Below are 26,626 nucleotides of genomic sequence, written 5' to 3'. Positions count from 1 at the left end.
AGCGTTGGTGCACGAATAAGATTTCAACGATTTTTGTTTATTCGGCCGAGATCCCCACCAGCTTGAATGAAGCAGCATGCCGCACAAACATAACGCCGCCCGCCGCCATCACATCGGCAAGATGAAATTCAAAGTGACGAACTGGGCAGAGTACGAAGCTGGCCTTCACCGCCGTGGCAGTTTGACACTTTGGATAACGCCGGAAGCGCTTAGCGGCTGGGCTGCCTTACGACGCAAGACACGTGGTGGCCAGCCGCGTTACTCTGATCTGGCGATCGAAACTACTCTGATGCTGGGCATGGTATTCCGATTGCGGCTGCGCCAGAGTGAAGGGTTTTTGAATTGAGTTCTTGATATGATGGCATTGGATCTGCCTGTGCCCGATCACACCACCCTGAGCCGGTGAGCCAGAACCTGGAAACCTTCGGCCAAAAGCAACGACCGGCAGCACGCGGCGGACGGACCCATTCATGTTCTGGTCGACAGTACCGGGCTCAAGGTCCATGGCGCGGGCCAATGGCTGGAAGAAAAACATGGGGCAAAGTCCCGCCGCGGTTGGCAAAAGCTGCACCTGGCTGTTGATGCCGACAGTGGCGAGATCATTGCCCATAGCCTGACAGATCAGGAAGCCGGCGATTCCTCGCAGCTGGAATCTTTGCTGGATCAAATCGACGATGAAATCGGCCAGATCACCGCCGATGGGGCCTATGATGGCGACCCAACCTACGACACTGTTCTGCGTCACAGCGCGACCGCAAAGGTGGTCATTCCGCCGCGCTCGAACGCTGTTGGACGGCCCAACGCCCAGGCGTCGTGCCAGAGAGACGATCACATCGCATCCATCCAGATCAATGGCCGGTTGAAATGGCAGGCATCTACCGGCTATGGCAAGCGAGCACTGATCGAGACCGCGATGGGTAGATACAAGGGCATTATTGGGCCGCGTTTGCGCGCTCGGTCATTCCTCGCTCAACAGACAGAGGCTGCGGTCGGCGTCGCCATTCTTAACCGAATGCTCGCCTGCGGACGCCCGAAATCCGTTCGTTGCCGAGCCTCGGCGGGAGCAACCAAATAAGCCAACCCATCAAAGACCAAATTCCGCACAATTGCTGACCCCCGCACCAACGCTATAGATATATTATTATCTCATGTTTCGAATTACATTTCCTTTATATGTATAGTTAACATAACTACGAATAACTATCTTTTGCCAAATTTTTTGGAATACGATATTTAAAATGGTACCGAACTACGTTGTTCGCAGCGATAGTGGCAGAGTACGGTCAGAAAAACTCGGCTTATCGAACCACCCCCACAGCTTTCTCTGTTCTTGTGGGGCCTTCGGTCTCACAGCGCTGGACCTTAGATGGCATATGTTATTTGATGCACACTTCAAGTTGGGTTGGGGAGATGGTGCAATCAATGTACATCGGCGATCACGATGAACCGCAGGTGGAGGAAATCGAGATGGAGCCATCCGTATCGATCCTCCCCGATGTCGTCAGCGCCATCAATTATGCCTCCTGGCAGAACTCTGTACCCATTCTCAGATCCATAGAAATCAGCAATGACACCGCCAATGTTCTCAACAGCTTGCGGCTTGAGCTCGTCGTCACGCCGGCGTTCTGCAAGCGCAAGAGCTGGACAATCGACAGGATATTGCCTGGCGACAGTCTGAGAATTTCTGATCGGGCTATCGAGCTTGACCCCGACTTTCTCGGAGGCCTCAATGAAGCCGAACGCGGGCAGGTGAGCTTTCGCCTGTTTTCCGCCGATCAGTTGATCGCCGAGCGAACTGAGGAAATCCGTCTGTTGGCAAGGGACGAGTGGGGTGGGTTTGGCACCATGGCGCCGCTGCTTGCAGCGTTCGTGATGCCGAACGACCCGGGTGTTGCCCGGATCATCAAGGAAGCTGGCAATACCCTTGCCGCTTACGGTCATTCTTCTGCCCTGGACGGTTACCAGAGCCAAGACCCCAGACGTGCTTATATGCTTGGCGCGGCCATATGGTCAGCAATCAGCAAGCTGCGGCTGACCTATGCCGAACCGCCCCGCAGCTTTGAAAAATACGGCCAGAAGGTTAGGCGCCCGACGACAATCGTTGATGAGGGACTGGCCACGTGCCTCGACACCAGCCTGTTGTTTGCCGCTGCCCTTGAAGCCGTGGGTCTCAACCCGATGATCCTATTGCTTGATGATCATTCCTTCACCGGCTTCTGGCTCACGCGAAAGACATTCCCGAACCTGATCGAGACCGATCCGGGCGAGGTGCGGAAGGCTCTGGCCGGTAATGAAATTGTCGTGTTTGAAACCACCTCCATCACGCACAATCCTCCCTCCACCTTCGATGATGCAAGAAACATTGCCCGCGGTCTCCTGTCCGAGCAGGAGGAAGATCGGTTTGTCGCCTGCATAGACGTAGCGCGCGCTAGGCAGGCGCAGATCAAGCCGATGGCCTCGCATCAACGGTCGGTAGCGGGCAGTGCTGAAACCGGGGCAGGGGACGAGGCTACCTCCTTGCCGCTACCACCATTGCCCGATTTCTCCTCAATGCCCGCCGACAGCGCGGAAGAAAAGCCGACCACCGCAGCTGGCCGCATTGACCGCTGGCAGCGTAAGCTGCTTGATCTTTCGCTGAGAAACCGGCTGTTGAACTTCAAGGACAGCAAGCAGGCAATCCCGTTTGTCTGTCCCGACATTTCCTTTCTCGAAGACCGGCTCGCCGATCAAGCGCGCGTTAGCATCATCTCGCTGCCGGAGCAGAACCCGATTGGTGACCGGGATGAAAAGCTGCACTTTCAGGCAACAGGGAAAGACCTCAACACCGAATTTGCGCTGGCCGCGCTTCAGCGCGATGAATTGTCCTCACCGTTGCCGGTCAAGGAGCTTGATGGCCGCCTGACCGAGCTCTACCGGCGGTCGCAGAACGATATGGCGGAGGGCGGGTCCAACACCCTGTTTCTTGCGGTCGGGTTTCTCCGCTGGAAGCGATCGGCCGACGATGTAAAGTCCTACCGCGCTCCGCTGTTGCTGGTGCCGGTGAAGCTGGAACGCAAGAGTGCGTCGTCGCGGTTTCACATCCTCCACCACGAGGACGAGGTCCGATTCAATTCGACACTGCTCGAATTGCTGAAAAAGGATTTCGATCTGCTATTGCCGCAATTCGAGGGCCCTCTCCCAACAGATGATAGCGGGACCGATGTTCCGCTTGTTCTCGAAATGGTGCGCCGCGCGGTGCGCGAGATTCCCGGGTTCGAAGTGGTCAACGAGTCGGCGTTGTCGACCTTCTCTTTCGCCAAATATCTGATGTGGAAGGACCTAGTCGACCGGACGGATCAGCTTCGGCAAAGCCGGGTGGTGCGGCATCTCATCGACAACCCGGACACGGCATTCGAAGCCGGAGTCGCGACGGCGTTTCCAGCGGAACGGGACATCGACGTCAAATATGATCCACGGGAACTGGTAATGCCGCTGGCTGCGGATTCCTCGCAACTGGCAGCAACCATGGCTGCCGCCGAGGGCCACGATTTCGTGCTTATTGGGCCACCAGGTACCGGCAAGAGCCAGACCATTGCCAACATGATTGCCCAATGCCTGTCCGAGCGAAAGAGCGTGCTCTTCGTTGCCGAAAAGACCGCGGCGCTTGGTGTGGTGCATCGCCGACTGCAACAGCACGGGCTTGGCGCCTATTGCCTCGAAATCCATTCCAACAAGGCTGAACGGAAGAAATTCATAGCCCAGTTGAAAGAGTCCTGGGAGGCTGGCACCGATGAAAATGGCAAGGAATGGATCACGATCAACGATCGGCTGCGCATCCGCCGTGATGAACTGAACGCTTACGTCGAAGCGTTGCACCGACAAGCCCCCAGCGGATGGTCCATCTTCAAGGCCATGGGCGTGTTCGTTCGCGGAAAAGACGCATATGCGCCAGATTTAAAGTGGCCCGAGCCTGTCCAGCACGATAGCCAAACATACCAAAGGCTGACCCAGCTTACCGACGAGATTGGGTTGGTGTTCCGGTCCGTCCCGTCAGACAAGTGTTTGCGTTTTATTGATGTGGCGGACTGGTCAGCAAGCTGGGAAAACAGATTCCTTACGCAAGTTGAGCAGATTTCAAGAGCGGCTTCCGATCTGCAGCCGTCGCTGGAGGCATTTTCGGCGGCGCTGGGACTGGAGCCGAAAACGGACTGTTCGGTGACGGAACTGAACGAACTGGCGGCCATGGCCTCGTCGCTACAATCGGCGGCCGGCAAGAGTTTTGGCGTTATTTTCGACCGAAATTTCAATCAGCTCAAAACCTCAATCGGAAACGTCGAGACGGCGATCACTCAGTTCAAGGCGGCCGAGGCGAGATTGGGCGCAGTCTATGCCGATGAGGATTTGGCCCGTATTCCGGTCGATCAGCTTGATCTGGACTGGCGGCAAGCCAACGCAAGCGGCTGGCCAAGATCGCTTTTGGGCAAGAGGCGTGTTCGGAAATTGCTGCAATTCTATGCGAGATCGGGCACACCCGACCCGGGTCGCGATCTTCCGCTATTGCGGACCATGAAGATGAACGCCGATGAGGTGGCAAGCAGCCCCTTGCGGGTCCACTCACCCGGTTGGCAGGGTATCCATTCGGATCCAGCGGCAATATTTGCCTATTTCGATCAGGCGGCAGCTATGCGGACGGCTCTGATGCGGTTGGGGCAGGCAGCTGGATCGGTGAAGAAGGTAGCGCAGTCGGTTGCGCCTTGTTTGACGGGGGGCGATGTCGATCATCCTCTTCTGGCAAAAGCGCAAAGCTTCCTGAAAATGCGGGAATCCTTCACGCGCGAACTGAAGGCCTATCGGGATTTGGCCGGTGCCTTTCCATTTGATCCCGCGAGCAAGGCGATGCTGGCCGATATTGCCGTTGCGATGCACGACGTCAGGGCCAGTCAGCCTGCACTTCAAACATGGACAGCATGGTGTGCGACACGCAAAAAAGCAGTGGCGCATGGGCTTGAGCCAATCATTATGGCACTTGAGCAAAGCCGGCTTATGCCAGATGACATCAGCTCGGCATTCGCGCTGGCCTATGCGCGATGGTGGCTTCCCACTGCCATCGATGCGGATCCTGTCATACGCCAATTCAAGCGTTTCCAGCACGAAGACGCATTGGCCGATTTCCGAACACTGGATGAATTGGCGCTAAAAAGCGCGCCGCGCGAAATTCAGCGTAAGCTGTCGAGGAACTTGCCGGGTCCCCATGAAGTGCCGAGAAGGTCCGAACTCGGGCTCTTGCGCCATCAGATGGAACTGCAAAGACCGAACAAATCCATCCGTGACATGATTGCCGGCATGCCGGAAACCTTCGGCAAGCTTGCACCGTGCCTTTTGATGTCACCGCTTTCAATCGCGCAATATCTGCCGGCGGACCAGGCACTTTTCGATGTGGTGATCTTCGATGAAGCATCGCAGATCACCACTTGGGATGCGGTCGGCGCGCTGGCGCGTGGCCGGCAGGCGGTGATTGTCGGGGATCCGATGCAACTGCCGCCGACCAATTTTTTCGGCAAGACCGATAGCGATGACACCGATCCCGAAATTCAGGAGCATGACAAGGATCTCGAAAGCATTCTCGACGAAGCAAAGGTGTCCGGCCTTCCGGTTCTCGAGCTCAATTGGCACTACCGCAGCCGACATGAATCCCTGATCGCATTCTCGAACTGGCACTATTATCGAAATAGGCTGATCACATTTCCGTCGCCCGTCACGGAAGACCGGGCAGTTTCGCTGCGCCATCTCGCCAACGGAATTTATGACCGGGGCAAGAGCCGCACCAACAAAACCGAGGCCAATGCGATCGCCAGTGACGCTGCGGCCCGCATGCGCGCCTGGCTGAAATTGCCCGAACCGGAGCGGCCGACGCTCGGTGTGATCACATTTAACAGCCAACAACAATCCCTGATCGAGGATCTTCTGGATCAAAAGCGACGGGACGACCCTGAACTGGAATGGTTTTTCGCCAAGGAACGGATCGAGCCGACCGTGGTCAAAAATCTGGAGAATGTGCAGGGCGACGAGCGCGACGTGATGCTGTTTTCCATCACTTTCGGTCACGATTATGCAGGTAAACTGACGATGGATTTCGGTGCTCTCAATCGCGATGGTGGTGAGCGCCGCTTGAATGTCGCGGTTACCCGGGCGCGGCAGGAGCTCGTGGTCTATTCGTCCATCACTGCAGACAAGATCGATATGGGCCGGACTAAGGCCATCGGAGTGCACCACCTGAAGACCTTCCTTGATTTTGCCGAACGCGGCGCCGTGGCGCTGCCTGCGGTCGAGAAAGGTTCGCTGGGTGGCTTCGATTCGCCGTTTGAGGAGGCTGTTGCCGCCGAACTAGATGCGAAGGGTTGGACCGTCATTCCGCAAATAGGCGTATCTGGCTTTCGGATTGATCTTGGCGTTGTTCACCCGCACAAGCCGGGGACGTTCTTGGCCGGCATTGAATGCGATGGCGCGACATACCACAGGTCGGCCACTGCTCGCGACCGGGACAAGATCCGCGAAGAAATCCTCCGAGGTCTTGGCTGGGAAATCCTGCGGCTGTGGTCGCCCGACTGGTGGCACGACAAACAGGGCGCGACAGACCGGCTGCACGGTGCGCTACAGCAACTTGTGACCGCCAGCGCCGAGAAAGATGCAGAGCGAAACGAACTGCATCGTATTAACCTTTCTGAGCCTGAAGAAGCTGATGACAACAGCGGCGCCGCAGACCTTGATGAGGACGCTAATCTCAATATCGAGAATATTGACCGCGATGCGGAGGAGTATGCTCCGCCCGTAGGAGATCCACTGATCGAGAAGTTCAATGCAAATGAAGATGCACCGCTGCGACTGAAATCGGCGGAAGCCGTCGATACTGCTCCTTTCAGAAAAACAGATCTGTCTAACATCAAAGCCGATCCCGACTCTTTCTACGAATTCGGCTACCGACCGGTAATCGACCAAATGATTGCGAAAGTTGTCGAGACCGAAGCCCCGGTCCGCGCCGACGTCGTGGCCCAACGTATTGCAAGGGCACATGGCTGGCTTCGAACCGGCAGCCGTATCAGACAGAAGATTGAACTTCATCTACGGGCCTTCGATAGCACTGACGACAGCGCTGGGCGGTTCATTTGGCCCAAGGGTGGGATCAAGGAAATGGTAGCCTACCGTCCGCCCGCAACTGACGAAGATCGTAGAGCGGTCACCGATATCGCCATCGAGGAGCTTGTCGGATTTATAAAGATCTATTCGATGGCATTAGAAGAGCCTGATCCTCCATTGGTGTTGGCGCGGTTGATGAACCTTGAACGCCTCGCAGCCAGCAGCCGAGCCAGGATTGATGAAGCGATCCTGAAAGCGGAAGAGCCCCATCGTCGACATGAAGAGATTGGTGGGAGCTAATCTCAGGCGGTCGTCCAACGTCAAAATTAGCGTCAATGAATGTTCGAAACATACCCAGCATCCGTGCGAGTTACACCGAGATTTCTATGTGGACCAGAACGTCCGTACTTCCTTCACGGGCAGGGCCAAAGTGCCACCATACCGGATATGTTCGTACACAGCCAAATACCGCCTTTGGATGCCTACCTGAATACTTGAAGAAACCGCGTGCCTTGTTAACCATCCCGGAGCTCTTGTTCCGGATACGTTCTTTTGGTCTTGCCGGACCCGGAACCCCGGGCTAAGTCTATGGTGTCGGCAGAAACTAAATATCTGCAGTGACTTAGCGGCCCCCGACGATGCTTGCAACATCGAACGAGGGCCTGACCCGCAACCTTGTATGAAAAGGAATTGGGCTATGTTAACCCTTACCGCCATCTCCCCGAATGGGGAAGACAATTCACATATCTCTCCTGTTGAAACCCGATCGCGGCGATGCTGTTGGTTGACCGGCGACCTGTCGCCATCATCCGTCTCGCTTCCGCGCCACTGATTGTTTCAACCCACAGCGATCACGCCCAGTCTCTCGCCGACATCAATGGTCCGATTGCCCGCTTGGGGCAGCCAATGCGGAAATTACTTCCGCATGTGACTCTCTATGTCTGCATGGATGCTGCCGTCATCGCTCCTCAACAGGAGACCTCCCATGACCAAGACCAACCTCAAGACCACGACTGCGCCCATCTATGCCCATTCAGCCGATTGCCCCAAACTTGAGGCGCGCCTTGAAGACCTCATCAATGAGCTTGTCGCTTCCTCCCTGTCTGCCGAACTGCTGGCGCAATCGCTCGCTGGCGGCATGGATGACATCGCCACAATGGTTCGGGCAATTCCCGGACATGAGGGAAGGCTGATTGAACGCGGCATTGCGCTCGTCGCCAGATGCAATCCCGACCTGGTGGTGCTGACGCAAAATCTGCGCCTGCCTGTCACAGCGACAGCACTTCAACTGGTCGGCATGAATGAGCCTCAGCACTATCGCGCGTTGACGCTTGATGCCGATCATGGTGGCCGCAAAACCTACACGCCTGATTTGCTGATCGTGAACAGCCGGACCAAAGTTGCTCATGTTGTTGATGCGAAGCGGAGCCTCATTTCCTACGAGAGCGCACGAATTGATGAGTTGAAGACTCGGATGCTTGCCGCCGCCCTGGTGGTTCCGGACCTGCTCTACAAGGAACACCACCGCCTGGTCGCTGAGGAAGTCAGGATCGTCATCCTCAATGCGCAGAACCGGAAGACCGATATCGACGCTGGTATCTGGCCGATGTCACACCTCGATCATCTGGTCGAAGTGGCCGGCGCCGGCGAGGCCATCGGATTGCTCCAGCAGAGTTTTCGCTCTCGCATAACAGCGAACTGGGAGCTCGCGCGCCAGACATTCGTCCGGCCATCCAGTCATCGGGGTAGTCCATCGTTGCCAACGTTAGTGGTGGTTGAAGAGGCTGAGCCAGATGACGAGGCTGTCCAGAACGATAGCGAAGATGCTGTCACCGAGGCCGACGTCGAGCCGCGACTGATCAAGCTGGGCTTTGCTCAAGTGCCCGCCAGACACTAGCGCGCTCTGGGCTTCATTCACCCGTCCACAATTCCATCCCTATTGAACGCGCTGGCCGTGACCGGTCGGCGCACGGAGACCCATACCATGACTGCAGACATCGTTCCCTTTCCGAAACCCATCCCGTCACCGGAGCCACAGCAAGGCAGCCGTCATCGGCAGCGTGATCAGATTATGAGCCACTGCGGCGAACCGCTGCTTCCTGAGGAGAAGGCCGCTGGCGATGCCAAGGCCGCCATCAGGACCGGAAGTCCATCGTCATGGACTGCGGAGGATCATGCCAATTATGTCGCCAGCGTCGTCAGGATTGCCATTCGATCGGCCAAACGTCGAGGGGTCCGTCTTGAGAGCATGCTCTCAATCCCGCGCAAATGGCTCCTTGATCTCTGTGATGAGGGCGACCCGACATGCATTGTCGTCCGTGACTGGCTCATGGGGAACCGGAAACACCTTCCGAAAGACCTGGAAGACGCGGCAAACGCTTGGACCAGCGGTAAATGGGGAGACGCGTGATGAACCAGATCACTGAACGCATCGCCCGCCATCTTCTCGCGCGCATCCGCAGGCTGGCCGTGCTTGATCTCTATCAACGCGCGTCCGACGTCGGCCTGCTCGCCATCAATTTCCCGTTCGGGGAGAGGAAGCGCGGTATTGCCTGGCAGGTCTCTGCTCATGCAGCATCGACGCTTGCCGGTGACAGGAACCGTGCCCGCGCCCTGGTCGCTCGGGCACTGAAACGCGCGTCGGTGACAGCGCATGACGGATTTGTTGATAGCGACCATGGGGAACCCATCAAGCCTGTCGTTATTGGCGAGGCCGGCGGCAAGCCTGTGTACCAGGTCCACACGAAAAGTGGCGATGCTGGCGTAAAGCCGGCAATGCGCAAAAAGGATCACTCAACTTCGGTCTACACCAAGATTGTCCAGCCGCTGGATTCCCCGGCGATGTTTGCGCTGCTGCGCGAATCCCTGACGTTACCAAACCCAAGCCATGCAACCGTCGCCGTTCTGATCGCCCGCGCGATCGGCGAGAGCATTGCTGATCTCAAGGAGCTTCGAGAGGTTCTGATGCGCAGGAATCCGGTGATCCTGTTCAAAATCCCGGTTTCAGGACTTGAACGCCAGTTTGGTCTTATGCTGGAAGAAGCCCTGATTGCTCCTTTCTATGCATCTCTGGTCGATATCCTTGACGGTCGCCCCCTGTCGGGGCATTTCCGTGAAACCCGACCTGAAATGCGCAAACGAAATGTTCTGACCGGCTCGGGCCGAAAAGTCGTCGATGTGACCAAGGAAAACCTGAAGCGCTCGTTGAGCACGGCAATGCATGGCGACCCGGTGCCGCTCCTTATCGTCGACGAGACAGCTGAAACCATGAGGTCGGAGTTCACCGCCGCCGCTGACATCGTGCTTCAGTGTGCGGGCATCGACCAGGCATTGGTCGCCGACCTTCTTCATGTCTGTCTCGGGATTCCGGCAAGCGAGTCCATCGCAGTCATGGATCAGGTGGCGTTCCATCCAGGCAGCCTAAGTGTCGATGATCTGGCATTGGCCGTGCGGCCCGGGCGCACAGCGAAGACAGTGGTGAGCCTGCTGGCGACCCTTGCGGCTGCAGCCGGCGAGGATGAGGCTGAAGATGGTGGCAACAGGTCTCGCAGGGGGCACTCATCAAATCCATTGTCAGCGTTACGGGACAAGCCGAAGACCACTTCGGTCGATATGATCCTGCCCGAAGTCGAGCCGTCGACCAGTGCTGCCACCGAGACCCTAACAACTGTGAACTCGGAGGCGGCAGGCGAAGCCGCTTCATCGACCCAACATGTGCGTACTCTGCGCGTCGAAAACCTTTCCGGATATGGTGAAGCGCGACCATGGGCACTCGATCTCAAGGACGACCTGGCTCTCTGGCGCGAAGGTGGAATCGGCTGGGATGAGATGAGTTCCAAAATGCTACTTTCGGGACCGCCCGGCACGGGCAAGACAACCTTCGCCAGGGCGCTCTGCAACACACTTCATGTGCCACTGATCGTCAGCTCAGTCGCGTCGTGGCTTGAACCTGGATTTCTCGGCGACGTGCTCCAGCAGATGTCGAGTGTCTTCGAGACCGCGCGGGAAAATGCGCCCTGCATCGTTTTCATTGACGAGATGGATGCAATCGGCAGTCGAGACAGCAGTGAGGGCAGAGGCTCCCGATATGACTCATACTGGACGACGGTTATCACTCGATTGCTGGAATTGCTGGATGGGGCATTAAAAACCGAAGGCGTCATCGTTGTCGCCGCGACGAATCTCCCCGACCGGATTGATCCGGCGCTGTTGCGCTCGGGCAGGCTTGAGAAGCACATCGTCATCCCGCCGCCCGATGCAGAATCCCTTACGGGAATTCTGGCGCATCATCTCGGCTCCGATCTCGCTGCGGTTCTGGCATCGGTTCCCGAGCATGGTGACTCACATTTAGAAAGCTCTGCATCGGTCGCGCCGTCGTCTACGATTGCTCAATTGAAGCCATCCAAGGCAGAGGCAGCCCCGAAGAAAGGACAAGCCCATGTCTGACACCAAGACAGTTTCTTCAGCCGCAGCGGCTCTTCAATCCCTTGCACTGTTAGCCACCGGTCGAACAGGAGCCGATGTCGAAAGGCTGGTCCGCGAGGCACGCCAGAAGGCTCGCAGGGACAGTCGTACACTGACATGGGCTGATATCGAGCAGGCGCTTGGGGCAGATCGAATGTCAATGTCAGACGATCTGCGCTGGCGTGTCTCTGTTCATGAAGCAGGTCATGCGGTCGCCTGGTCACTGCTCGGCATCGGTGAAGTCGAGTCTGTGACAATCGGGCTGGGTGAGATCGGTCAGGTCAAGACACGCCGATACAGCCATATCGCACAAACCGAAGAGTGGCTGATGAAGACGATGGCCAGCATGCTGGCCGGTCGCGTGGCAGAGCGCCTTCTGATCGGCGAAGTGGTATCAGGCTCAGGCGGGCATGAGGACAGCGATCTCGCCAAGGCCACCAGTCTCGCAATCGATGCAGAGTCAATCCTCGGTTTTGCCGAGCAGCAGCCGCTGGTCTATCGGCCGACGAGAGGTCGCCCTGACATTCTGACGCTTGATCGCGATCTGGCCGAGCGGGTCAACACGCGATTGCTGGTTGCTGAAGCGCTTGCCCGGGAACTGCTGGATTCCAACGGACCTAATCTCATGCTGCTTGCCCAGCGTCTCAACCGCGTCAGTGTCATGTCAGGAGACGAGGTGCGACAGCTGCTGGGTGTCGGAGGTGACGGTATCGGTGACGAGTGCGGCGAAACCCGACTCTGAAACGGCGATTCTTTATGGCGCCACACCGATTCCCATCTAGAGAGCTTCGATTCGGGAAGCCGATCCGGCGATTGAACGAAGCCGCTACCGCGGCACTTGGATCGCGCGGTTTGCATGATGCGCTGCTGTTTTGAAGGATTGGGCTGTTTGGCCCACCTTTGAACAGGAGAAGATCATGAAGGACTTGAGCCCCCTGCGTCGGCGGATGATCGAGGATATGACAATCCGCAATCTGTCGCCGGCGACGCAACAAGCTTATATTTATGCTGTCAGCAGATTTGCGCGGCACTTCGGTCGCTCACCAGAGCGCCTTGGATTGGAGGATGTCCGCGCGTTTCAGTTGCATCTGGTGTCATCTGGCATTTCGTGGCCAGCCTTGAACCAGACGGTTTGCGCCATCCGTTTCTTCTTCGGCGTGACGCTCGGCCAGGAGCACCTGCCGGAACGGATTGCCTATGCCCGCACCCCATCCAAACTGCCGAGAATTCTCAATGGTGATGAAATCATCCGGTTTCTTGAGGCTGTTCCGAGCCTGAAGGCCCGAACGGCGCTAACAACGGCTTATGCCGCCGGGCTTCGTGCTGGCGAGGTTGTTGTACTCAAGGTCAGCGACATCGACAGTGAACGAGGTGTCATCAACGTCAAACACGGCAAGGGCGGCAAGGACCGTACGGTGATGCTTTCGGTCCAGTTGCTTTCCATTCTTCGAGCCTATTGGCGGCTGGCGAGGCCCGAACTCTGGCTGTTTCCGGGCCGGGATGAAACCAAACCCATCGATGTGACTTTCCTGCACTCGGCCTGCCGATTTGCCCGTACCGCCGCCAGCCTCGACAGTCAGGTCACTGTCCATTCATTGCGTCACAGCTTTGCCACCCATCTGCTGGAAAGCGGAACCGACATCCGCATTATCCAGGTGCTTCTGGGGCACAACAATCTGTCCACCACGGCGCGCTACACCAAGGTGTCCAACGAGCTGATCCGCGGCACGACGAGCCCGTTCGACCGTCTGAAGCTGGAGGGGGTTCCGCCCGGCTGAGACAGCCAACCATGTCGGCCAGGCTTGAAGTGGCGGATGTATTCCGCCGCTACGGCGAACATTACCGTTTATCACATGACGGTCATCTGGGGCGTGTCGAGCGCCGCGTCATGAGTGCGGTCGAGATGTGCCGTACTGCTCGCCTGGGCGGGCATGTCCAGCAATGCCAGGACTGCGACACCGTCCGCATTGCCTACAATTCCTGCCGCAACCGGCATTGCCCAAAATGCCAGGGTCAGGCCAGCCGCGATTGGCTTGCCGCCAGACAGGCAGACCTTTTGCCCGTCGGCTATTTCCATGTCGTCTTCACCATGCCGCAACAGATCGCCGCGATCGCCTTCCAGAACAAGGAGAAGGTTTACAATATCCTGTTTCGTGCCGCCGCAGAGACACTGCGCAGGATTGCCGCCGACCCCAGACATCTGGGTGCCGAGATCGGCTTCATCGCGGTGCTGCACTCCTGGGGCCAGAATCTCCATTATCATCCACATCTCCATTGCATCGTGCCGGGCGGCGGATTGTCATTCGACCAGTCTCGCTGGGTTGCCTGCCGGAAGAGCTTCTTTCTGCCCGTGCGAGTTCTGTCACAGCTGTTTCGGCGATTGTTTCTGGAAGAACTCAAGCAGGCCTACGATGAGGGTCAGCTCAGGTTCTTCGGCGATATTGCAGGCCTGGCTGACCCTGCCGCATTCAATCGAACGGTAAGGGATGCACGGCGTATTGACTGGGTGGTGTATGCCAAGCCGCCTTTTGCGGGACCGAGGCAGGTTCTGGCCTATCTCGGACGCTACACCCACCGTATTGCCATTACCAATTCCCGCCTCGTCAGTATCGATGGCGATCGTGTCGCATTCAGATGGAAGGATTATCGCCACCAAGGCCAGCAGAAGGTGATGACCCTCGATGCCGATGAGTTCATCCGTCGTTTCCTGCTTCACACCCTGCCGGATGGCTTGCACCGAATTCGACATTACGGACTTCTTGCCAATGGCCACCGGCAACTGAAGCTGGACCTGTGCCGAAAACTGCTCAACGTTCCGCCGCCGCCGGTCGAAGAGCCAGACGTAAAGCCACCACCCTTGGCGCACCGCTGCCCCTGTTGCGGCGGAGCCATGGCGATCATCGGCGCGTGGACACCAAGGCAGCCGGCTTGCCGGCCAGCATGGAACGACAGTTCATGATGACGTCAGGCACCTCATCATTCCAACGATCAGCGTCGGCATGCCAAGCGGCCGCGGGCCAAATGCTTTGGCCAATCGTGCATGCGCGATGGAAAAAGCAAGGGCACGCAGGTTCAGCTCGATGCAAACCAGCCAGCCGAGGCATCAACGATACCGAAAACACCCGCCAGCATTCCCGTTCAGACTTGTTCACAAACACCAGTGAGGCTCGACCTTGCCTCAGGCCATCCCACACTTCAGTTAAATCCCCATAGCTCCAGGCAGCCCGCGCCTTCGTTCAATCGGGCTTCAATGAGGTCCGATCCGTGGGCGTGGCATGCTCAGAATACGGACCTCACAGAACCCTCCAGATTCATATGGGTACGGCGGTTGCTGCCGGTGGCGACCATGGCGGTCTCATCTAACCTGGCAGGCGGCGGTGGATGGCGATGTCATCCACGCTGCCGCTGATGCCATCTGATTGACAACACCTTGCCTGCAAAGCGATCCAAATTGGCTTGATTGATTGCACTTTGGATCAGGTTGCCGACAATTCAATGCACATCATCTCAATTTACCCTTCCGCGATTCCAATCTCCAGATAAGTGTTTCCCGTTTTCGCTGTCGCGATTCGGATGCAAACCACGTTTGTGCGCAGCAGCGCTTGCAGGCATAGATCGACAGTTCTCGACCGCGATCTCCCTTCGGATTGTTAAGATTGGCAAACAGCGTTTGTTCCTTGCATCGCCGGCCGACAGGCTGTGACACGACAACAAGGGAGAACGAAATGACCAGGAAATCCAAAGAACAGCGCAATGCCGAGCAACTACTCCGGCAGCAGAGAGTGAGAGATGAAGCCGGTAGCGTCGCCTTAACATATAGGGCGGTATTTTCCGGCATGAGCCCGAACCCGCCGACCGATATTGCGACGCCTCGATATAAGCGTCATCGTTTTCCTGCCGAGATTATAGCGCATGCAGTTTGGCTCTATTTCCGCTTTCCCCTGAGCCTGCGTCATGTAGAAGATCTGCTGGCTGAGCGTGGCATCGCAGTTTCGTTCCAGACAATCTCCGAATGGGCCACCAAGTTCGGCCAAGAATATGCCCGCTGCGTCCGGCGGCGATCCAGGGAAAACTTTGCCAGCAAGTGGCATTTCGACGAAATGGTCATTTCCATCAAGGGCAAGAAACACTGGCTATGGCGGGCCGTCGACGCCGATGGTTATGTTCTCGATGCTCTGATCCAGAGCCGTCGGAACAAGAAGGCGGCTCTCAAACTGATGCGAAAACTGCTCAAAGACCAAGGCATCAGGCCCCGCGTGATAATCACCGACAAGCTCAAATCCTATGATGCAGCCAAAAGGGAAATTATGCCAGGTGTCGAGCATCGTTCGCATAAGGGTCTGAACAACCGTGCGGAGAATTCGCATCTGGCTGTTCGACGACGAGAACGAGGAATGATGCGGTTCAAGTCAGCACGACAATGCCAGCGCTTCGTTTCCATCCACGGCCCGATCGCCAACCTTTTCCATCTTCACCGCAAACATCTGAAAGCCGCCGATCACCGTGATATCCGCGCTGCCGCGATGGCGGTTTGGAGCGAAGTCGCTCTGTCGGCGGCCTCATGAAACAGGCCCATAAAGGGCAACCTGTGCCAAACCCAGGTTAAGGCGACGCTACCATAGCAACAGCCTCTTCCTCGTCGCGGAACGGGATGATCACCTGAACCGGGCCGAAGATTTCGTCACGGGCCAGGGCGTGGCTCGGATCGACGTCGCCATACAGCGTCGGGCGCACGTAATGGCCGCCCATCGGCGCCGATTTCGGCATCAGACCCTCGGCCACCGGTGCCAGTCCATCCTCATCGGCCTCGGCCAGAAAGCCCTGAACGATGTTCTTCTGCTTTTCCGAGATCAGCGGGCCGACCGACTGGTCCTCGATCGCCGCGCCAACGGTGAGCATCTTGTAGCGCTCGCTCATCAACCGCACCACGTCCTTGTGGATCGAGGCCTCGACCAGGATACGCGACGAGGCCGAGCAGGTCTGTCCAGCATTCTGGATGCCGGCATTGACCAAAAACGGCAGCGCGCGGTCGAGATCTGCGTCGGCAAAGACGATCTGCGGCGATTTTCCACCCAGTTCCAGCGTCACCGGGATCACGTTATAGGCTGCCGCCTGCTGGATCTTGCGGCCGGTCTCGAGCGAGCCGGTAAAGGAGATATGATTGATACCGGAATGGGCGCAGAGCGCGGCGCCGGCTTCTTCGCCAAGGCCGGGCACGACATTGAGCGCGCCATCGGGCAAGCCGCAATCTGTGGCGATACGGGCAAACGCAAGCGCTGTCAGTGATGCTTCTTCAGCCGGCTTCAAAACCGCGGCATTGCCCATTGTCAAAGCCGCACCGACGGAACGACCGAGGATCTGCATCGGGTAATTCCAGGGAATGATGTGACCAGTCACGCCATGCGGCTCGCGCAGGGTGAAGACCGTGTAATCATTGAGATAGGGGATGGTTTCGCCGTGCATCTTGTCGGCGGCGCCGCCATAGAATTCGAGATAGCGCGCCAGTGCCTTGGCATCGGCGCGGGCCTGACTCAACGGCTTGCCGACATCATGGGCCTCGAGCTTGGCCAGCCACTCGATATTTTCTTCCACGGCGCGGCCGATCTTGGCGAGCAACCGGCCGCGTTCGGCAGCGGTCATGCGTCCCCATTCGCCGACAAGCGCTGCCTGGGCTGCGGTCACCGCGGCATCGATTTCGCTACGGCCGCCACGGGCGATGCGACCGATCTCCAGACCAGTCGAAGGGTCTTCCACAGTCAGGGTTTTGCCGCCGCTGGCGCCAATCCAGCGGCCGCCGATCAGGCATTGGCTGGTGTCAAAGCCGGCGTCCAATTTGTCGCTCATGGCGAATTCCTTCTTCAATTCTCACTTGCCCGTGATTTTCAGCTTGCGCGTGCCGCCAGCGCGGCTTGAAGCGATGGCGTCGAGGCCACCAGTTTTTGTGTATAGGGATGCTGCGGATTACGAAAGAGGGTTTCGGTCTCGCCCTGCTCGACAATCCGGCCATCCTTCATCACCAGCACCCGGTCGGTAATGGCGCGCACCACCGACAGATCATGCGAGATGAACAGATAGGACAAATCCAGCCGATCCGACAACGCTGCCAGCAGATCAAGGATCTGCGCCCGGATCGACACGTCGAGCGCCGACACCGCCTCATCAAGCACGATCAGCGCCGGCTCGATGATCAGCGCCCTGGCGATGGCGATGCGCTGGCGCTGACCGCCGGAAAATTCATGGATGTATTTGTCAGCGTCCGATGATTTGAGGCCCACTTCGGTCAGCGCACGGTCGATCCGGCGCTCCAACTCGACGCCTTGCGGCGGCGATTTGACGAGATGGAACGGCTCCGTAACAAGCCGTCTCACACGGTGGCGCGGGTTGAACGATCCATAGGGATCCTGAAACACTACCTGCATCCGCGCCCTGAGTTCGGGATGCGGTCCTTCGCCAGCGCTTGAAAACACATGGCCATTGAGGCGGATCTCGCCATCCTGCAGCGGATCCAGCGCCAGGATGGCGCGGGCCAGCGTCGATTTTCCACAGCCCGATTCGCCAACCAGGCCAACATTCTCGCCATGCGAAATCTCGAAGTCGACATGATCGACGGCGCGAAACGGTGGCGGGCGAACGAACAGGTTGCGGCGCGGCTGTTCATAGTCGCGCACCACCTGCTTGACCGACAGCACCGGCGTGGCGGAGGGCTCCGGCTTGCGCCCGCGATCCGGCACATGCGCGGAGGCCGAAAACAGCGCTCTTGTGTAGGGATGGCGCATGGCGCGGAAGATCTCGCCGGTCGGCCCGGCCTCGACCACCGCGCCTTCCTTGAGAATGGCGATGCTATCGGCCAGACCCGCCACCACAGCCAGGTCGTGGGTGATCAGCATCAGACCCATATCCTCTTCCCGCACCAGTTGTTTGAGCAGGTCGAGGATCTGGGCCTGGGTGGTCACGTCCAGCGCCGTGGTTGGCTCGTCGGCAATCAGCAGCTTGGGCCTCAGCGCAATCGCCTGGGCGATCACCACCCGCTGGCGCTGTCCACCAGAGAGATCATGCGGAAACCGGTCGAGTGGAAACCGATCTTTGGGCAAGCCGACGCGGTTGAGCATTTCACGGGCAATCACCATGGCCTCGCGGCGGCTGGCGCCGGTGTGGATCCGCACGGTTTCTGCGACCTGGTCGCCAATTGTGCGGACCGGGTTGAGCGCCGTCATCGGTTCCTGGAAGATCATGCCGACATCACGGCCGCGCATCTGGCACAGCGCCCGCTCGTCCATCGCCGCCAGTTCATTGCCCGCAACGTTGATGGCGCCCGACCAGTGGCTGCCGCGCGGAAGAAGCTGCATCACCGACAGCGCCGTCATCGATTTGCCGGAACCGGATTCGCCGACAACACCGAGGATCTGGCCGGGATCGAGTGTCAGATCGATGTCGTGCAGCACGGTATAGCCGTGAATATCGACCTTCAGATCGGAAATCGAGAGCACACTCATGAGCGGCCATGCCTGAGCTTGGGGTCGAACAGGTCGCGCAGCCCGTCGCCCATCAGGTTGAGGCCAAGCACGGTGATGATGATCGCAAAGCCTGGAAACAGCGCCATGTGCGGCGCCAGCGAGATCAGCGTCTGGGCATCGGCCAGCATTCGGCCCCAGCTTGGCAGCGGCGGCTGGGCGCCAAGCCCGACATAGGCAAGTGCTGCTTCGGCAAGAACCGCCAGCGAGAACTGGATCGTGCCCTGGACAATCATCAGATTGGCAATATTGGGCAGGATATGCTCGACCGAGATCCGCGCCTTGTTCTTGCCGGCAACCCGGGCGGCAAGAATGAAATCCCGGGTCCACAGCGACAACGCCGCGCCGCGGGCGAGTCTCGCGAACACCGGGACATTGAAAATACCGATGGCGATGATGGCATTGATGGCGCCGGGGCCGAACACCGCGGTGATCATGATCGCCAGCAGCAGCGACGGGAACGCAAACACCAAATCATTGCCGCGCATGATGATTTCGTCGATCAGGCTGCCGCGCCGGGCCGCCGCATAGAGCCCCAGCGGCACCCCCAACACCATGCCGATGCCGACTGCGACAAAGGCCACGGCAATCGACACGCGGGCGCCGACCATGATCATCGAGAACATGTCACGTCCGAAATGATCTGTGCCGAACCAGTGAACCCACGACGGATTTTGGAGCTTGTTGGCGATATCGAGCTTGGTCGGATCGAACGGGGTCCAGACAAAGGACATCAGCGCGGCCACAATGAACACCGCCGACAGCACAAAGCCGGTGACGAAGGCGGGATGGCCCAGCGCCATGCGCAACAGCGAGCGGTTGGAGACCGCGCCGCTCATGGGCGCCGCCGGCGCAGGCGCGGGTCAGCTGCAGCATAGGCAAGATCAACCAGGAAGGTGACGACAATGACAGCAAAGACCAGAAGGATCACCACCGAGCGGACCACGATCAGGTCGCGCTGGGTGATGGCCTGAAACACCAGCCGGCCAAGGCCGGGCAGGTAGAATACATTTTCGATGATGATGCCGCCGGCGAGCAGGAACGAGAACTGCAGGCCGATGATGGTCAGCACCGGGATCAGCGCGTTGCGCAGCGCGTGCCGCCACAGTGCCTGGCCGCGGCTCAGCCCCTTGGCACGGGCTGTGCGCATGAAATCCTCATCCAGCGTGTCGATCAGCGACGAGCGCATCACCCGCGCCAGAATTGATGCCTGCGGCAGCGCCAACGCAATCGCCGGCAATGTCAGCGCCTTGATGGCCGGAAAGAAGCCTGATTCCCATCCCGGGAATCCTCCGGCGGAAAACCAGCGCAGATTGATTGCGAAGACCAGAACCAGGATCATCGCGAACCAGAAGTTCGGGATTGCCACGCCAAGCTGGCTCACGCCCATGACCGAAAAGTCAGTGGCCGAATTGCGGCGGGCGGCGGCAAGGATACCGGCGGGAAAGGCGATCAATGTCGACAACACCAGCGCATAAAGCGTCAGCGGCAGCGAGATCATCACCCGCTCGGAGATCAGCTCGGAAACCGGGACCCGGTAGGTGTAGGAGACGCCGAAATCACCGTGCAGCAAGCCCACCACCCAGCTCAGATAGCGCAGCGGCAACGGGCCATCGAGACCAAGCTGGCTGCGCAGTGCCGCCACCGCTGCCGGGTCGGCGTTCAGTCCCATCATGAACGTCGCCGGGTCGCCGGGCACCATTTCCATCACCAGGAAGATGACCAGGCTTGCCGCAACCAGGCTGAGCGACAGCGACACGAATCGCCGCAGAAAATAGGCGGTCATAGGACATTATCCCCGGGCATCAGGGCGCGGGGGCCGGAAATCTGACCGGCCTCCGTGCTGGTCTCAGGTGTCACTCTTCCCAATAGACGCCCGTCATGTCGTTGGCCTGGGTCGGCGAATTCGGCCACAGCCCCTTGAGCTTGGCGTTGGCGACACCGGTGCGAGGCAACTGGAACAGATAGGCGTTGACGTAGTCGTCAGCGATCTTCTTCTGCGCCGCCTGCATCAGTTCGGTGCGCTTGTCGGGGTCGGTGGCCTTGTCGAGATCGGCCATGATCGCCTTGAAGGCGGGATCGCCATACTGGAAGTAGTAGTCATCCCGAGCGTAAATGCCGATGTCCATCGGTTCGGTATGGGAGACGATGGTCAGATCGAAATTCTTGGCCTTGAACACGTCGGAAAGCCATTGCGCCCATTCGACATTGGTGATGTCGACATTGATGCCGGCCTCGCGCAATTGCGCGGCGATGATTTCGCCGCCGCGGCGGGCGTAGCTTGGCGGCGGCAGCTTCAGCGACAGGGTCAGGTCCTTGACGCCGGCTTCAGCCAGCAGCGCCTTGGACTGTTCCGGATCATAGGCCGACTGCGCCGTCAGATCGACATAGGCAGGGTTGTGCGGGGCGAAATGGGTGCCGATCGGCGTGCCGTAGCCGAACAGGGCACCATCGATGATCGCCTTGCGGTCGATGGCATGAGCGATCGCCTTGCGCACCGTGATGTTGTCGAGAGGCGGCTTCTTGTTGTTCATCGCCAGAATGGTTTCGCCCTCGGAGGAGCCGATGATCACCGAAAAGCGCGGATCGGCCTCGAACTGGATGAGGTTTTCTGGCGCAGGAAAGGCCGGGAAAGCATCAAGGTCGCCGGTCATCATCGCCGCGAAAGCAGCCGTCGGGTCGGAAATGAACTTGAACGTGACATGATCGAGCTTGACTGCCTCGCCCCAGTAATCGGGGTTGCGATCGAGTTCGACCCGGTCTCCCTTGACCCATTGAGCAAACATGAAAGGACCGGTGCCGACCGGCTTGGCGGCGTTGCCGTCAGCGGATTCTGGCGCCACAATCACCGCGTCGCCCCAAGCCATATTGAACAGGAACGAGCCGTTCTGCTTTGACAGCGTCACCTTGACCGTGGCCGGATCGACCACATCCACCGAGGCGATGTCGGCAAACAGTGCCTTCTGGGCATTGGTCGACTCTTCGGCGCGGGCGCGGTCGAGCGAAAACTTCACGTCATCGGCGTTGAAATCGGTGCCGTCATGGAACTTGGCGCCTTCGCGCAGGCTGAAAGTGTAGACCAGGCCGTCATCAGAGATGGTCCAGCTCTTGGCCAGCGCCGGCAGGATCTCGCCATCGGGACCAAAACGGGTGAGGCCTTCGAACAGGTTGGCGTAGAGCACTTCGTCGATCGCCGCCGCAGCGCCACCGGTGGGGTCGAGGTTCGGCGGCTCGAGCTGCATGCCGATGGTGGCGTCCATCTTGGCAGCCATTGCCGGCGTGACGCCGAGCGCCAGCCCCAAGGCCAGGATCGAAACGGCAGCCGCCGCAATCGGGTTCTTTGTCATCAGGCTTTCCTCGCTCCCAGTGAGACGGCGGCGTTTTACGCGCGACCGTGCAAAAGATCATCCAGTGCGAAGGCCATCACCTTCGCCGAATCGACCATGTCGTCAATCCCCACATATTCATCCGGCTGATGCGCCAGATCGAGAATGCCGGGCCCATAGGCAATACAGTCTTTCAAGCGACCTATGCGGTCAATATGTTTCTGGTCATAGGTTCCGGGCGAAACCACGTGCACCGGCTCGCAGGCAAGCGCCGAGCGGATGCCACGTTCAACGGCCTTGACCACCGGCGCATCGACCGAGGTCATGGTCGGGCTAACCTGCCAGAGTTCTTCGAAATCATAGCGGAAGCCGGGCCGTTCCGATTTCACCCGCTCCAGCAGCGTGATGATTTCCTCGCGCACCTCGTCGGCCTGTTCCTCGATCAGATAGCGCCGGTCGATCACCATCCGCGCGGAATCGGGGACGCAGGCTGAAGGAAAGCCGGTGAAATCCGGCTCCGGCTCGGCTTGGCCACCATGCAGCGAATTGATGTTCATGGTCGATTGCCGGGCGCCATCGGGAACCACCGGCATTGCCGTATGCTTGCGCGCCAAAGCAGGAAACAACGAGGTTTCCATTTTGGAAATCACCGCGCCCATATGCCGTACAGCACAATCGCCCAGAAACGGCATCGATCCATGGGCAATGCGGCCATGGGTGCGAATTTCGGCCCACATCACGCCGCGATGACCCAGACAGATGCGGTCCTTGTTGAGCGGCTCGGGGATGATCACATGCTGGACCCGCTCGGGCGAAAAGTAACCCTGCTCGGCAAGCCAGGCGACGCCGCCATAACCGCCGGTTTCCTCGTCAGCGGTGCCGGAAATCTCAATGGCGCCGGGATAATCGGGCCAGAGCGCAATGAAGGCTTCCGCGGCAATGATCGAGGCCGCCAGCCCGCCCTTCATGTCGCAGGCGCCACGGCCATAGATCTTGCCATCGGAAACTGTTCCGCCGAACGGATCGTATGTCCAGCCGGCACCGGTTTCGACCACGTCGATATGAGAATTGAAGTGCACGCAAGGGCCGGCACGACCGCCTTCACGACGGCAGACGACATTCCAGCGCGGATGCCGTTCGCTGTCGCCGGGCGTGCCTTCGGCGCGCAGCAGCTTGACGTCAAAGCCGGATTTCTTCAGGCGCTGGGCGAGATATTCGCAGATGTCGCGGTAGCATTCGCCCGGCGGATTAAGGGTTGGAATGCGAATAAGATCCTGGGTCAGCGCCACCAGATCATCGCGCCGGGCGGCAATTGCCGCTGCCATGGATGTCTGCCGTGTCGAAATTGCCGCACTGTCCATCATGTCCTGCCTCTGACCGCGCGGCGCGGTCAGCCGAGCGCGCGGAGTCACTGTAACGCTTTGATTTACTGCATGGTATCAGCGCCCAAACATTCAAATTCGGGCGCCCATGCATTCGTCGCAGCGCACAATAGCGTGACAAACCGGTCTGGCAAGATGGGCAGGCTCAGGAAACGACGCGGAAACAGACCTTGGCAACGCCGGACTTGATCATCCCGAGCTTCCCGGCAGCAGCCTTGGAAACGTCGATGATGCGCCCCTTGACGAAGGGGCCACGGTCATTGATCCGCACCACCACCGACTTGCCGTTGCGCGGATTGACCACTTCAACCTTGGTGCCGAAGCGAAGCTTGGGATGAGCGGCCGTGAGCTTGGCCGGGTTCATACGCTCACCCGACGCGGTGAGCGAGGTCAACGCATACCAGGACGCGCGCCCGCAAGAGGGCTGAGCGGCAGAAGCCGGAGAGATGACGGCGACGGTTGCTGCGGCGGCCAGGATGCCGGCAAGGAACATCTTGCCGATAGGTGCGTTGGTGCTTGTTGAAGTCAATTTTCAATCCCTTTTGGTGATGCCTCGGGTGTTGCACACCGAACCGGGCCAAAAGAAGATCCCCAAAATCACTTCTTGTTGCGTATTGTTGCAATGCAGCAAAACCAATTTGCCGCGCGCGTAGATGTATCCGCGAGGATCATTTCAACACTCGGATTTCATGCGTGGATATTTTCGCGCAGATGGGCCGATTTGAGCCCGAAAGGCGTCAGCGCGCCCAACGTCCATCGCGCCAAAGTGCGCCGAGGCCGGCAGCATAGTCCGGATAGAGAAACTGATAGCCGGCGGCCTTGATCGCCTTGTTGGAGACGCGTTTGTTCTCACCATAGAACGAACGCGCCATCGGCGTCAGTTCCGCGGTTTCAAAATCGGTCTCCGGCGGTGGTTCAATTCCCATCAGCAGGGCGGCATGGGCGACCACATCCTGCGGTGGTGCCGGTTTGTCGTCGGTAACGTTGAATGTTCCCGCCCGACGATCCCTGGAAAGCAGGGCGGTGGCGCCGCCGATATCTTCGACGTGGATCCGGTTGAACACCTGGCCCGGCTTGATCAGACGCCGGCCCTTGCCGGCATCGAGCGTCTTGAGGGCATTGCGGCCGGGGCCATAGATGCCTGAAAGGCGGATAACGGCGAGCGCCACTTCGGCGTCAGAGGCCAACATGTTCCAACCCTGCTCGGCCTCGAGCCGGGCGATCGAGCGTCGGGATACTGGACGGCAGATGGTCTGTTCATCGACCCAGGCGCCGCCATGATCGCCATAGACCCCGACGGTCGAGAGATAGCCTATCCATTCAAGCTGCGGCATGGCCGTAGCAAGCCCACCCGAAAACGCTGCCAGAAACGGATCGCCGCCGGCATCCGGGGATATCGACATCACAAGATGGGTAGTCTGGCTCAACTCGCTTGCCAGCTCCGCTTCGGGCACGCCGCCAGCATAGACGTAGGGCGCAAGGCCGGCGTTTGCCAATTCTGCAAAGCGGGCCTTGCTGCGTGTGGTGCCGCCGGCAAAATCGCAGTCTGCTGCCAGCGCCCGGGCGATGGCGAGACCGGAAAAACCGGCGCCAAGGATCATCAATCGCATCGTTGTTCCACTCCTGCCCTCACGCGTCGCCTTCCAGAGCGATGCGCCATTCGCCCGCAACCCCGTCGTCGGGGTCGATCCCGGCAGTTTCTGCCAGGCTTTGCATCTGTTCGGAGTTCAGCAACTGTGACAGCGCCCAGACAGCCGCACCACGCACCAGTGGCGCGGCATCGCTCAGAAGAACCTTGCAGGCCGGGACCAGGCTCTGGTCGGCGCTGTTGCCGGCGGCAATCAGCACATTGCGCATGAACCGGTCGCGGCCGATCCGCTTGACCGGAGAGCCCGAAAAAAAGGTGCGAAAACTCGCGTCATCCATGGCCAGGAAATCAATCAGCGGCGGCGATTGCAGATCGTCGCGGGCCACCAGCTTGGCTTCGTGGGCGACCTGCGCATATTTGTTCCACGGGCACGCTGCCAGGCAATCGTCGCAACCATAGATGCGATTGCCGATCGCGGTTCGGAACTCGTGCGGAATCGCATCCTTGTTCTCAATGGTGAGATAGGAGATGCAACGCCGCGCATCGATCTGATAGGGCGCAGGAAAAGCGTTGGTCGGACAGGCGTCGAGGCAGGCCCGGCAGGATCCGCAATGATCGACCTCGGCTGTATCAAGGGGCAGTTCGATGGTGGTGAAGATCGAGGCCAGGAACAGCCAGGAGCCATGGCTGCGGCTGACCAGATTGGTGTGCTTGCCGATCCAGCCAAGCCCGGCCGAGCGGGCCAGCGGCTTTTCCATCACCGGGGCGGTGTCGACAAAGACCTTGACGTCGCCGCCCGAGCGGGAAGCAAATTTTCCCGCCAGTTCCTTCAGCTTGCCCTTGATGAGGTCATGGTAATCGCGGTTGCGGGCATAAACCGAGATATTGGCGCTGGATTTCCGCTCAAGATTGGCCATCGGGTCGGCATCCGGACCGTAATTCATCGCCAGCATGATCACCGAGCCGACCTCGGGCCACAGGGTTTTCGGATCGGCACGGCGGGCGCTGGTTTCTTCAAGCCATAGCATCGAGCCGTGCCGTTCCAGTTCGACAAAGCGTGCCAGCCGTTCGGCAACGTCGGGTCCGGGATCGGGAGCAGTGATCGCCAGGGCGCAAAACCCGAGCCGCTCAGCCTCGGCTGCCAGATAGACCTTCAGACGGTCCATCTTGATCGCGGCCTTCTCCGCGGCCGCCTTGTCGGGCGTCGTGGCTGGTACGGAGGAATCAGCGACAACCATCGTC

The 26,626-nt window shown here is 59.0% G+C and carries 20 protein-coding genes and 1 pseudogene; 9 read left to right on the top strand and 12 right to left on the bottom strand.

Features of this window, described 5'->3' with window-relative positions; translation table 11 throughout:
* Window positions 1-76: 76 nt before the first annotated feature.
* Window positions 77-1,075 (top strand): annotated as a pseudogene (locus ACK6D9_RS02965) (IS5 family transposase).
* Between the two features lie 344 nt (window positions 1,076-1,419).
* On the opposite strand, the gene ACK6D9_RS02960 reads toward ACK6D9_RS02965, so the two are convergent.
* The 3 genes from ACK6D9_RS02960 to ACK6D9_RS02950 form a co-directional block, all read right to left on the bottom strand.
* Complete coding sequence (locus tag ACK6D9_RS02960; RefSeq protein WP_412051890.1) at window positions 1,420-1,941, bottom strand: hypothetical protein; 522 nt, start codon at window positions 1,939-1,941, stop codon at window positions 1,420-1,422.
* A 243-nt stretch (window positions 1,942-2,184) separates the two neighbouring features.
* Complete coding sequence (locus ACK6D9_RS02955) at window positions 2,185-2,463, bottom strand: hypothetical protein (protein ID WP_412051889.1); 279 nt, start codon at window positions 2,461-2,463, stop codon at window positions 2,185-2,187.
* The gene (locus ACK6D9_RS02950) at window positions 2,463-2,600 is read right to left on the bottom strand and encodes a hypothetical protein (protein ID WP_412051888.1); all 138 of its coding nucleotides are present in this window, start codon (window positions 2,598-2,600) and stop codon (window positions 2,463-2,465) included. The genes ACK6D9_RS02955 and ACK6D9_RS02950 overlap by 1 nt, the downstream gene beginning before the upstream one ends.
* Here ACK6D9_RS02950 and ACK6D9_RS02945 point away from each other — a divergent pair.
* The 8 genes from ACK6D9_RS02945 (at window position 2,551) to ACK6D9_RS02910 (ending at window position 16,142) form a co-directional block, all read left to right on the top strand.
* The gene (locus ACK6D9_RS02945) at window positions 2,551-7,413 is read left to right on the top strand and encodes a DUF3320 domain-containing protein (RefSeq protein ID WP_412051718.1); all 4,863 of its coding nucleotides are present in this window, start codon (window positions 2,551-2,553) and stop codon (window positions 7,411-7,413) included. The two genes, ACK6D9_RS02950 and ACK6D9_RS02945, sit on opposite strands and share 50 nt — an antisense overlap.
* A gap of 685 nt (window positions 7,414-8,098) precedes the next feature.
* On the top strand, window positions 8,099-9,010 hold the full coding sequence (locus ACK6D9_RS02940; protein ID WP_412050565.1) for a hypothetical protein: 912 nt from the start codon (window positions 8,099-8,101) through the stop codon (window positions 9,008-9,010).
* An 87-nt stretch (window positions 9,011-9,097) separates the two neighbouring features.
* Window positions 9,098-9,523 (top strand): hypothetical protein, encoded by a 426-nt coding sequence (locus ACK6D9_RS02935; RefSeq protein ID WP_412050564.1) that lies wholly within the window; start codon window positions 9,098-9,100, stop codon window positions 9,521-9,523.
* Window positions 9,523-11,559: an AAA family ATPase gene (locus ACK6D9_RS02930; protein ID WP_412050563.1), complete on the top strand. Its 2,037-nt coding sequence runs from the start codon at window positions 9,523-9,525 to the stop codon at window positions 11,557-11,559. Before ACK6D9_RS02935 ends, ACK6D9_RS02930 begins: the two co-directional genes overlap by 1 nt.
* Entirely contained in the window at window positions 11,552-12,319 is a 768-nt protein-coding gene (locus ACK6D9_RS02925) for an ATP-dependent Zn protease (protein ID WP_412050562.1), read from the top strand. The genes ACK6D9_RS02930 and ACK6D9_RS02925 overlap by 8 nt, the downstream gene beginning before the upstream one ends.
* A gap of 175 nt (window positions 12,320-12,494) precedes the next feature.
* Window positions 12,495-13,355, top strand: coding sequence for a site-specific integrase (locus ACK6D9_RS02920; protein WP_412050561.1), 861 nt, complete (start codon window positions 12,495-12,497; stop codon window positions 13,353-13,355).
* 11 nt (window positions 13,356-13,366) lie between these two features.
* Window positions 13,367-14,536 carry an IS91 family transposase gene (locus tag ACK6D9_RS02915; RefSeq protein ID WP_412050560.1) on the top strand — a complete coding sequence of 390 codons (1,170 nt, stop codon included), beginning with the start codon at window positions 13,367-13,369 and terminating at the stop codon, window positions 14,534-14,536.
* An 877-nt stretch (window positions 14,537-15,413) separates the two neighbouring features.
* Window positions 15,414-16,142: an IS6 family transposase gene (locus tag ACK6D9_RS02910; RefSeq protein WP_291093503.1), complete on the top strand. Its 729-nt coding sequence runs from the start codon at window positions 15,414-15,416 to the stop codon at window positions 16,140-16,142.
* Window positions 16,143-16,179: 37 nt separating this feature from the next.
* Here ACK6D9_RS02910 and ACK6D9_RS02905 read toward each other — a convergent pair whose 3' ends face one another.
* The 9 genes from ACK6D9_RS02905 to queG form a co-directional block, all read right to left on the bottom strand.
* Complete coding sequence (locus ACK6D9_RS02905; RefSeq protein WP_412050559.1) at window positions 16,180-17,421, bottom strand: aldehyde dehydrogenase family protein; 1,242 nt, start codon at window positions 17,419-17,421, stop codon at window positions 16,180-16,182.
* Window positions 17,422-17,459: 38 nt separating this feature from the next.
* A complete protein-coding gene (locus ACK6D9_RS02900) occupies window positions 17,460-19,070 on the bottom strand; it encodes an ABC transporter ATP-binding protein (RefSeq protein ID WP_412050558.1) in 1,611 nt (536 codons plus the stop codon).
* Complete coding sequence (locus tag ACK6D9_RS02895) at window positions 19,067-19,927, bottom strand: ABC transporter permease (RefSeq protein WP_412050557.1); 861 nt, start codon at window positions 19,925-19,927, stop codon at window positions 19,067-19,069. Before ACK6D9_RS02895 ends, ACK6D9_RS02900 begins: the two co-directional genes overlap by 4 nt.
* Window positions 19,924-20,874: an ABC transporter permease gene (locus ACK6D9_RS02890; RefSeq protein WP_412050556.1), complete on the bottom strand. Its 951-nt coding sequence runs from the start codon at window positions 20,872-20,874 to the stop codon at window positions 19,924-19,926. Before ACK6D9_RS02890 ends, ACK6D9_RS02895 begins: the two co-directional genes overlap by 4 nt.
* 70 nt (window positions 20,875-20,944) lie before the next feature.
* Window positions 20,945-22,435, bottom strand: a complete 1,491-nt coding sequence (locus ACK6D9_RS02885; RefSeq protein WP_412050555.1) for an ABC transporter substrate-binding protein — start codon at window positions 22,433-22,435, stop codon at window positions 20,945-20,947.
* Window positions 22,436-22,470: 35 nt separating this feature from the next.
* The gene (locus ACK6D9_RS02880; protein WP_412051717.1) at window positions 22,471-23,739 is read right to left on the bottom strand and encodes an acetylornithine deacetylase/succinyl-diaminopimelate desuccinylase family protein; all 1,269 of its coding nucleotides are present in this window, start codon (window positions 23,737-23,739) and stop codon (window positions 22,471-22,473) included.
* Window positions 23,740-23,941: 202 nt separating this feature from the next.
* Window positions 23,942-24,289, bottom strand: a complete 348-nt coding sequence (locus tag ACK6D9_RS02875) for a septal ring lytic transglycosylase RlpA family protein (RefSeq protein WP_322987908.1) — start codon at window positions 24,287-24,289, stop codon at window positions 23,942-23,944.
* Window positions 24,290-24,533: 244 nt separating this feature from the next.
* Window positions 24,534-25,406, bottom strand: a complete 873-nt coding sequence (locus ACK6D9_RS02870; RefSeq protein ID WP_412050554.1) for an SDR family oxidoreductase — start codon at window positions 25,404-25,406, stop codon at window positions 24,534-24,536.
* Window positions 25,407-25,425: 19 nt separating this feature from the next.
* Entirely contained in the window at window positions 25,426-26,622 is a 1,197-nt protein-coding gene (gene queG, locus ACK6D9_RS02865) for a tRNA epoxyqueuosine(34) reductase QueG (protein ID WP_412050553.1), read from the bottom strand.
* Between the last annotated feature and the right edge of the window lie 4 nt (window positions 26,623-26,626).

It is taken from the genome of Hoeflea sp. Naph1, assembly GCF_046837775.1.
Lineage (GTDB): Bacteria > Pseudomonadota > Alphaproteobacteria > Rhizobiales > Rhizobiaceae > Hoeflea.
This window is presented reverse-complemented; position numbering and strand designations above follow the sequence as displayed.

Bases quoted from the DNA above. Each gene is read 5' to 3' on its own strand.
- ACK6D9_RS02960 (WP_412051890.1), bottom strand. From the start codon at position 1,941: ATGACCGTAAGCGGCAAGGGTATTGCCAGCTTCCTTGATGATCCGGGC.
- ACK6D9_RS02955 (WP_412051889.1), bottom strand. From the start codon at position 2,463: ATGCGAGGCCATCGGCTTGATCTGCGCCTGCCTAGCGCGCGCTACGTC.
- ACK6D9_RS02945 (WP_412051718.1), top strand. From the start codon at position 2,551: ATGCCCGCCGACAGCGCGGAAGAAAAGCCGACCACCGCAGCTGGCCGC.
- ACK6D9_RS02950 (WP_412051888.1), bottom strand. From the start codon at position 2,600: ATGCGGCCAGCTGCGGTGGTCGGCTTTTCTTCCGCGCTGTCGGCGGGC.
- ACK6D9_RS02940 (WP_412050565.1), top strand. From the start codon at position 8,099: ATGACCAAGACCAACCTCAAGACCACGACTGCGCCCATCTATGCCCAT.
- ACK6D9_RS02935 (WP_412050564.1), top strand. From the start codon at position 9,098: ATGACTGCAGACATCGTTCCCTTTCCGAAACCCATCCCGTCACCGGAG.
- ACK6D9_RS02930 (WP_412050563.1), top strand. From the start codon at position 9,523: ATGAACCAGATCACTGAACGCATCGCCCGCCATCTTCTCGCGCGCATC.
- ACK6D9_RS02925 (WP_412050562.1), top strand. From the start codon at position 11,552: ATGTCTGACACCAAGACAGTTTCTTCAGCCGCAGCGGCTCTTCAATCC.
- ACK6D9_RS02920 (WP_412050561.1), top strand. From the start codon at position 12,495: ATGAAGGACTTGAGCCCCCTGCGTCGGCGGATGATCGAGGATATGACA.
- ACK6D9_RS02915 (WP_412050560.1), top strand. From the start codon at position 13,367: ATGTCGGCCAGGCTTGAAGTGGCGGATGTATTCCGCCGCTACGGCGAA.
- ACK6D9_RS02910 (WP_291093503.1), top strand. From the start codon at position 15,414: ATGAGCCCGAACCCGCCGACCGATATTGCGACGCCTCGATATAAGCGT.
- ACK6D9_RS02905 (WP_412050559.1), bottom strand. From the start codon at position 17,421: ATGAGCGACAAATTGGACGCCGGCTTTGACACCAGCCAATGCCTGATC.
- ACK6D9_RS02900 (WP_412050558.1), bottom strand. From the start codon at position 19,070: ATGAGTGTGCTCTCGATTTCCGATCTGAAGGTCGATATTCACGGCTAT.
- ACK6D9_RS02895 (WP_412050557.1), bottom strand. From the start codon at position 19,927: ATGAGCGGCGCGGTCTCCAACCGCTCGCTGTTGCGCATGGCGCTGGGC.
- ACK6D9_RS02890 (WP_412050556.1), bottom strand. From the start codon at position 20,874: ATGACCGCCTATTTTCTGCGGCGATTCGTGTCGCTGTCGCTCAGCCTG.
- ACK6D9_RS02885 (WP_412050555.1), bottom strand. From the start codon at position 22,435: ATGACAAAGAACCCGATTGCGGCGGCTGCCGTTTCGATCCTGGCCTTG.
- ACK6D9_RS02880 (WP_412051717.1), bottom strand. From the start codon at position 23,739: ATGGCAGCGGCAATTGCCGCCCGGCGCGATGATCTGGTGGCGCTGACC.
- ACK6D9_RS02875 (WP_322987908.1), bottom strand. From the start codon at position 24,289: ATGTTCCTTGCCGGCATCCTGGCCGCCGCAGCAACCGTCGCCGTCATC.
- ACK6D9_RS02870 (WP_412050554.1), bottom strand. From the start codon at position 25,406: ATGCGATTGATGATCCTTGGCGCCGGTTTTTCCGGTCTCGCCATCGCC.
- queG (WP_412050553.1), bottom strand. From the start codon at position 26,622: ATGGTTGTCGCTGATTCCTCCGTACCAGCCACGACGCCCGACAAGGCG.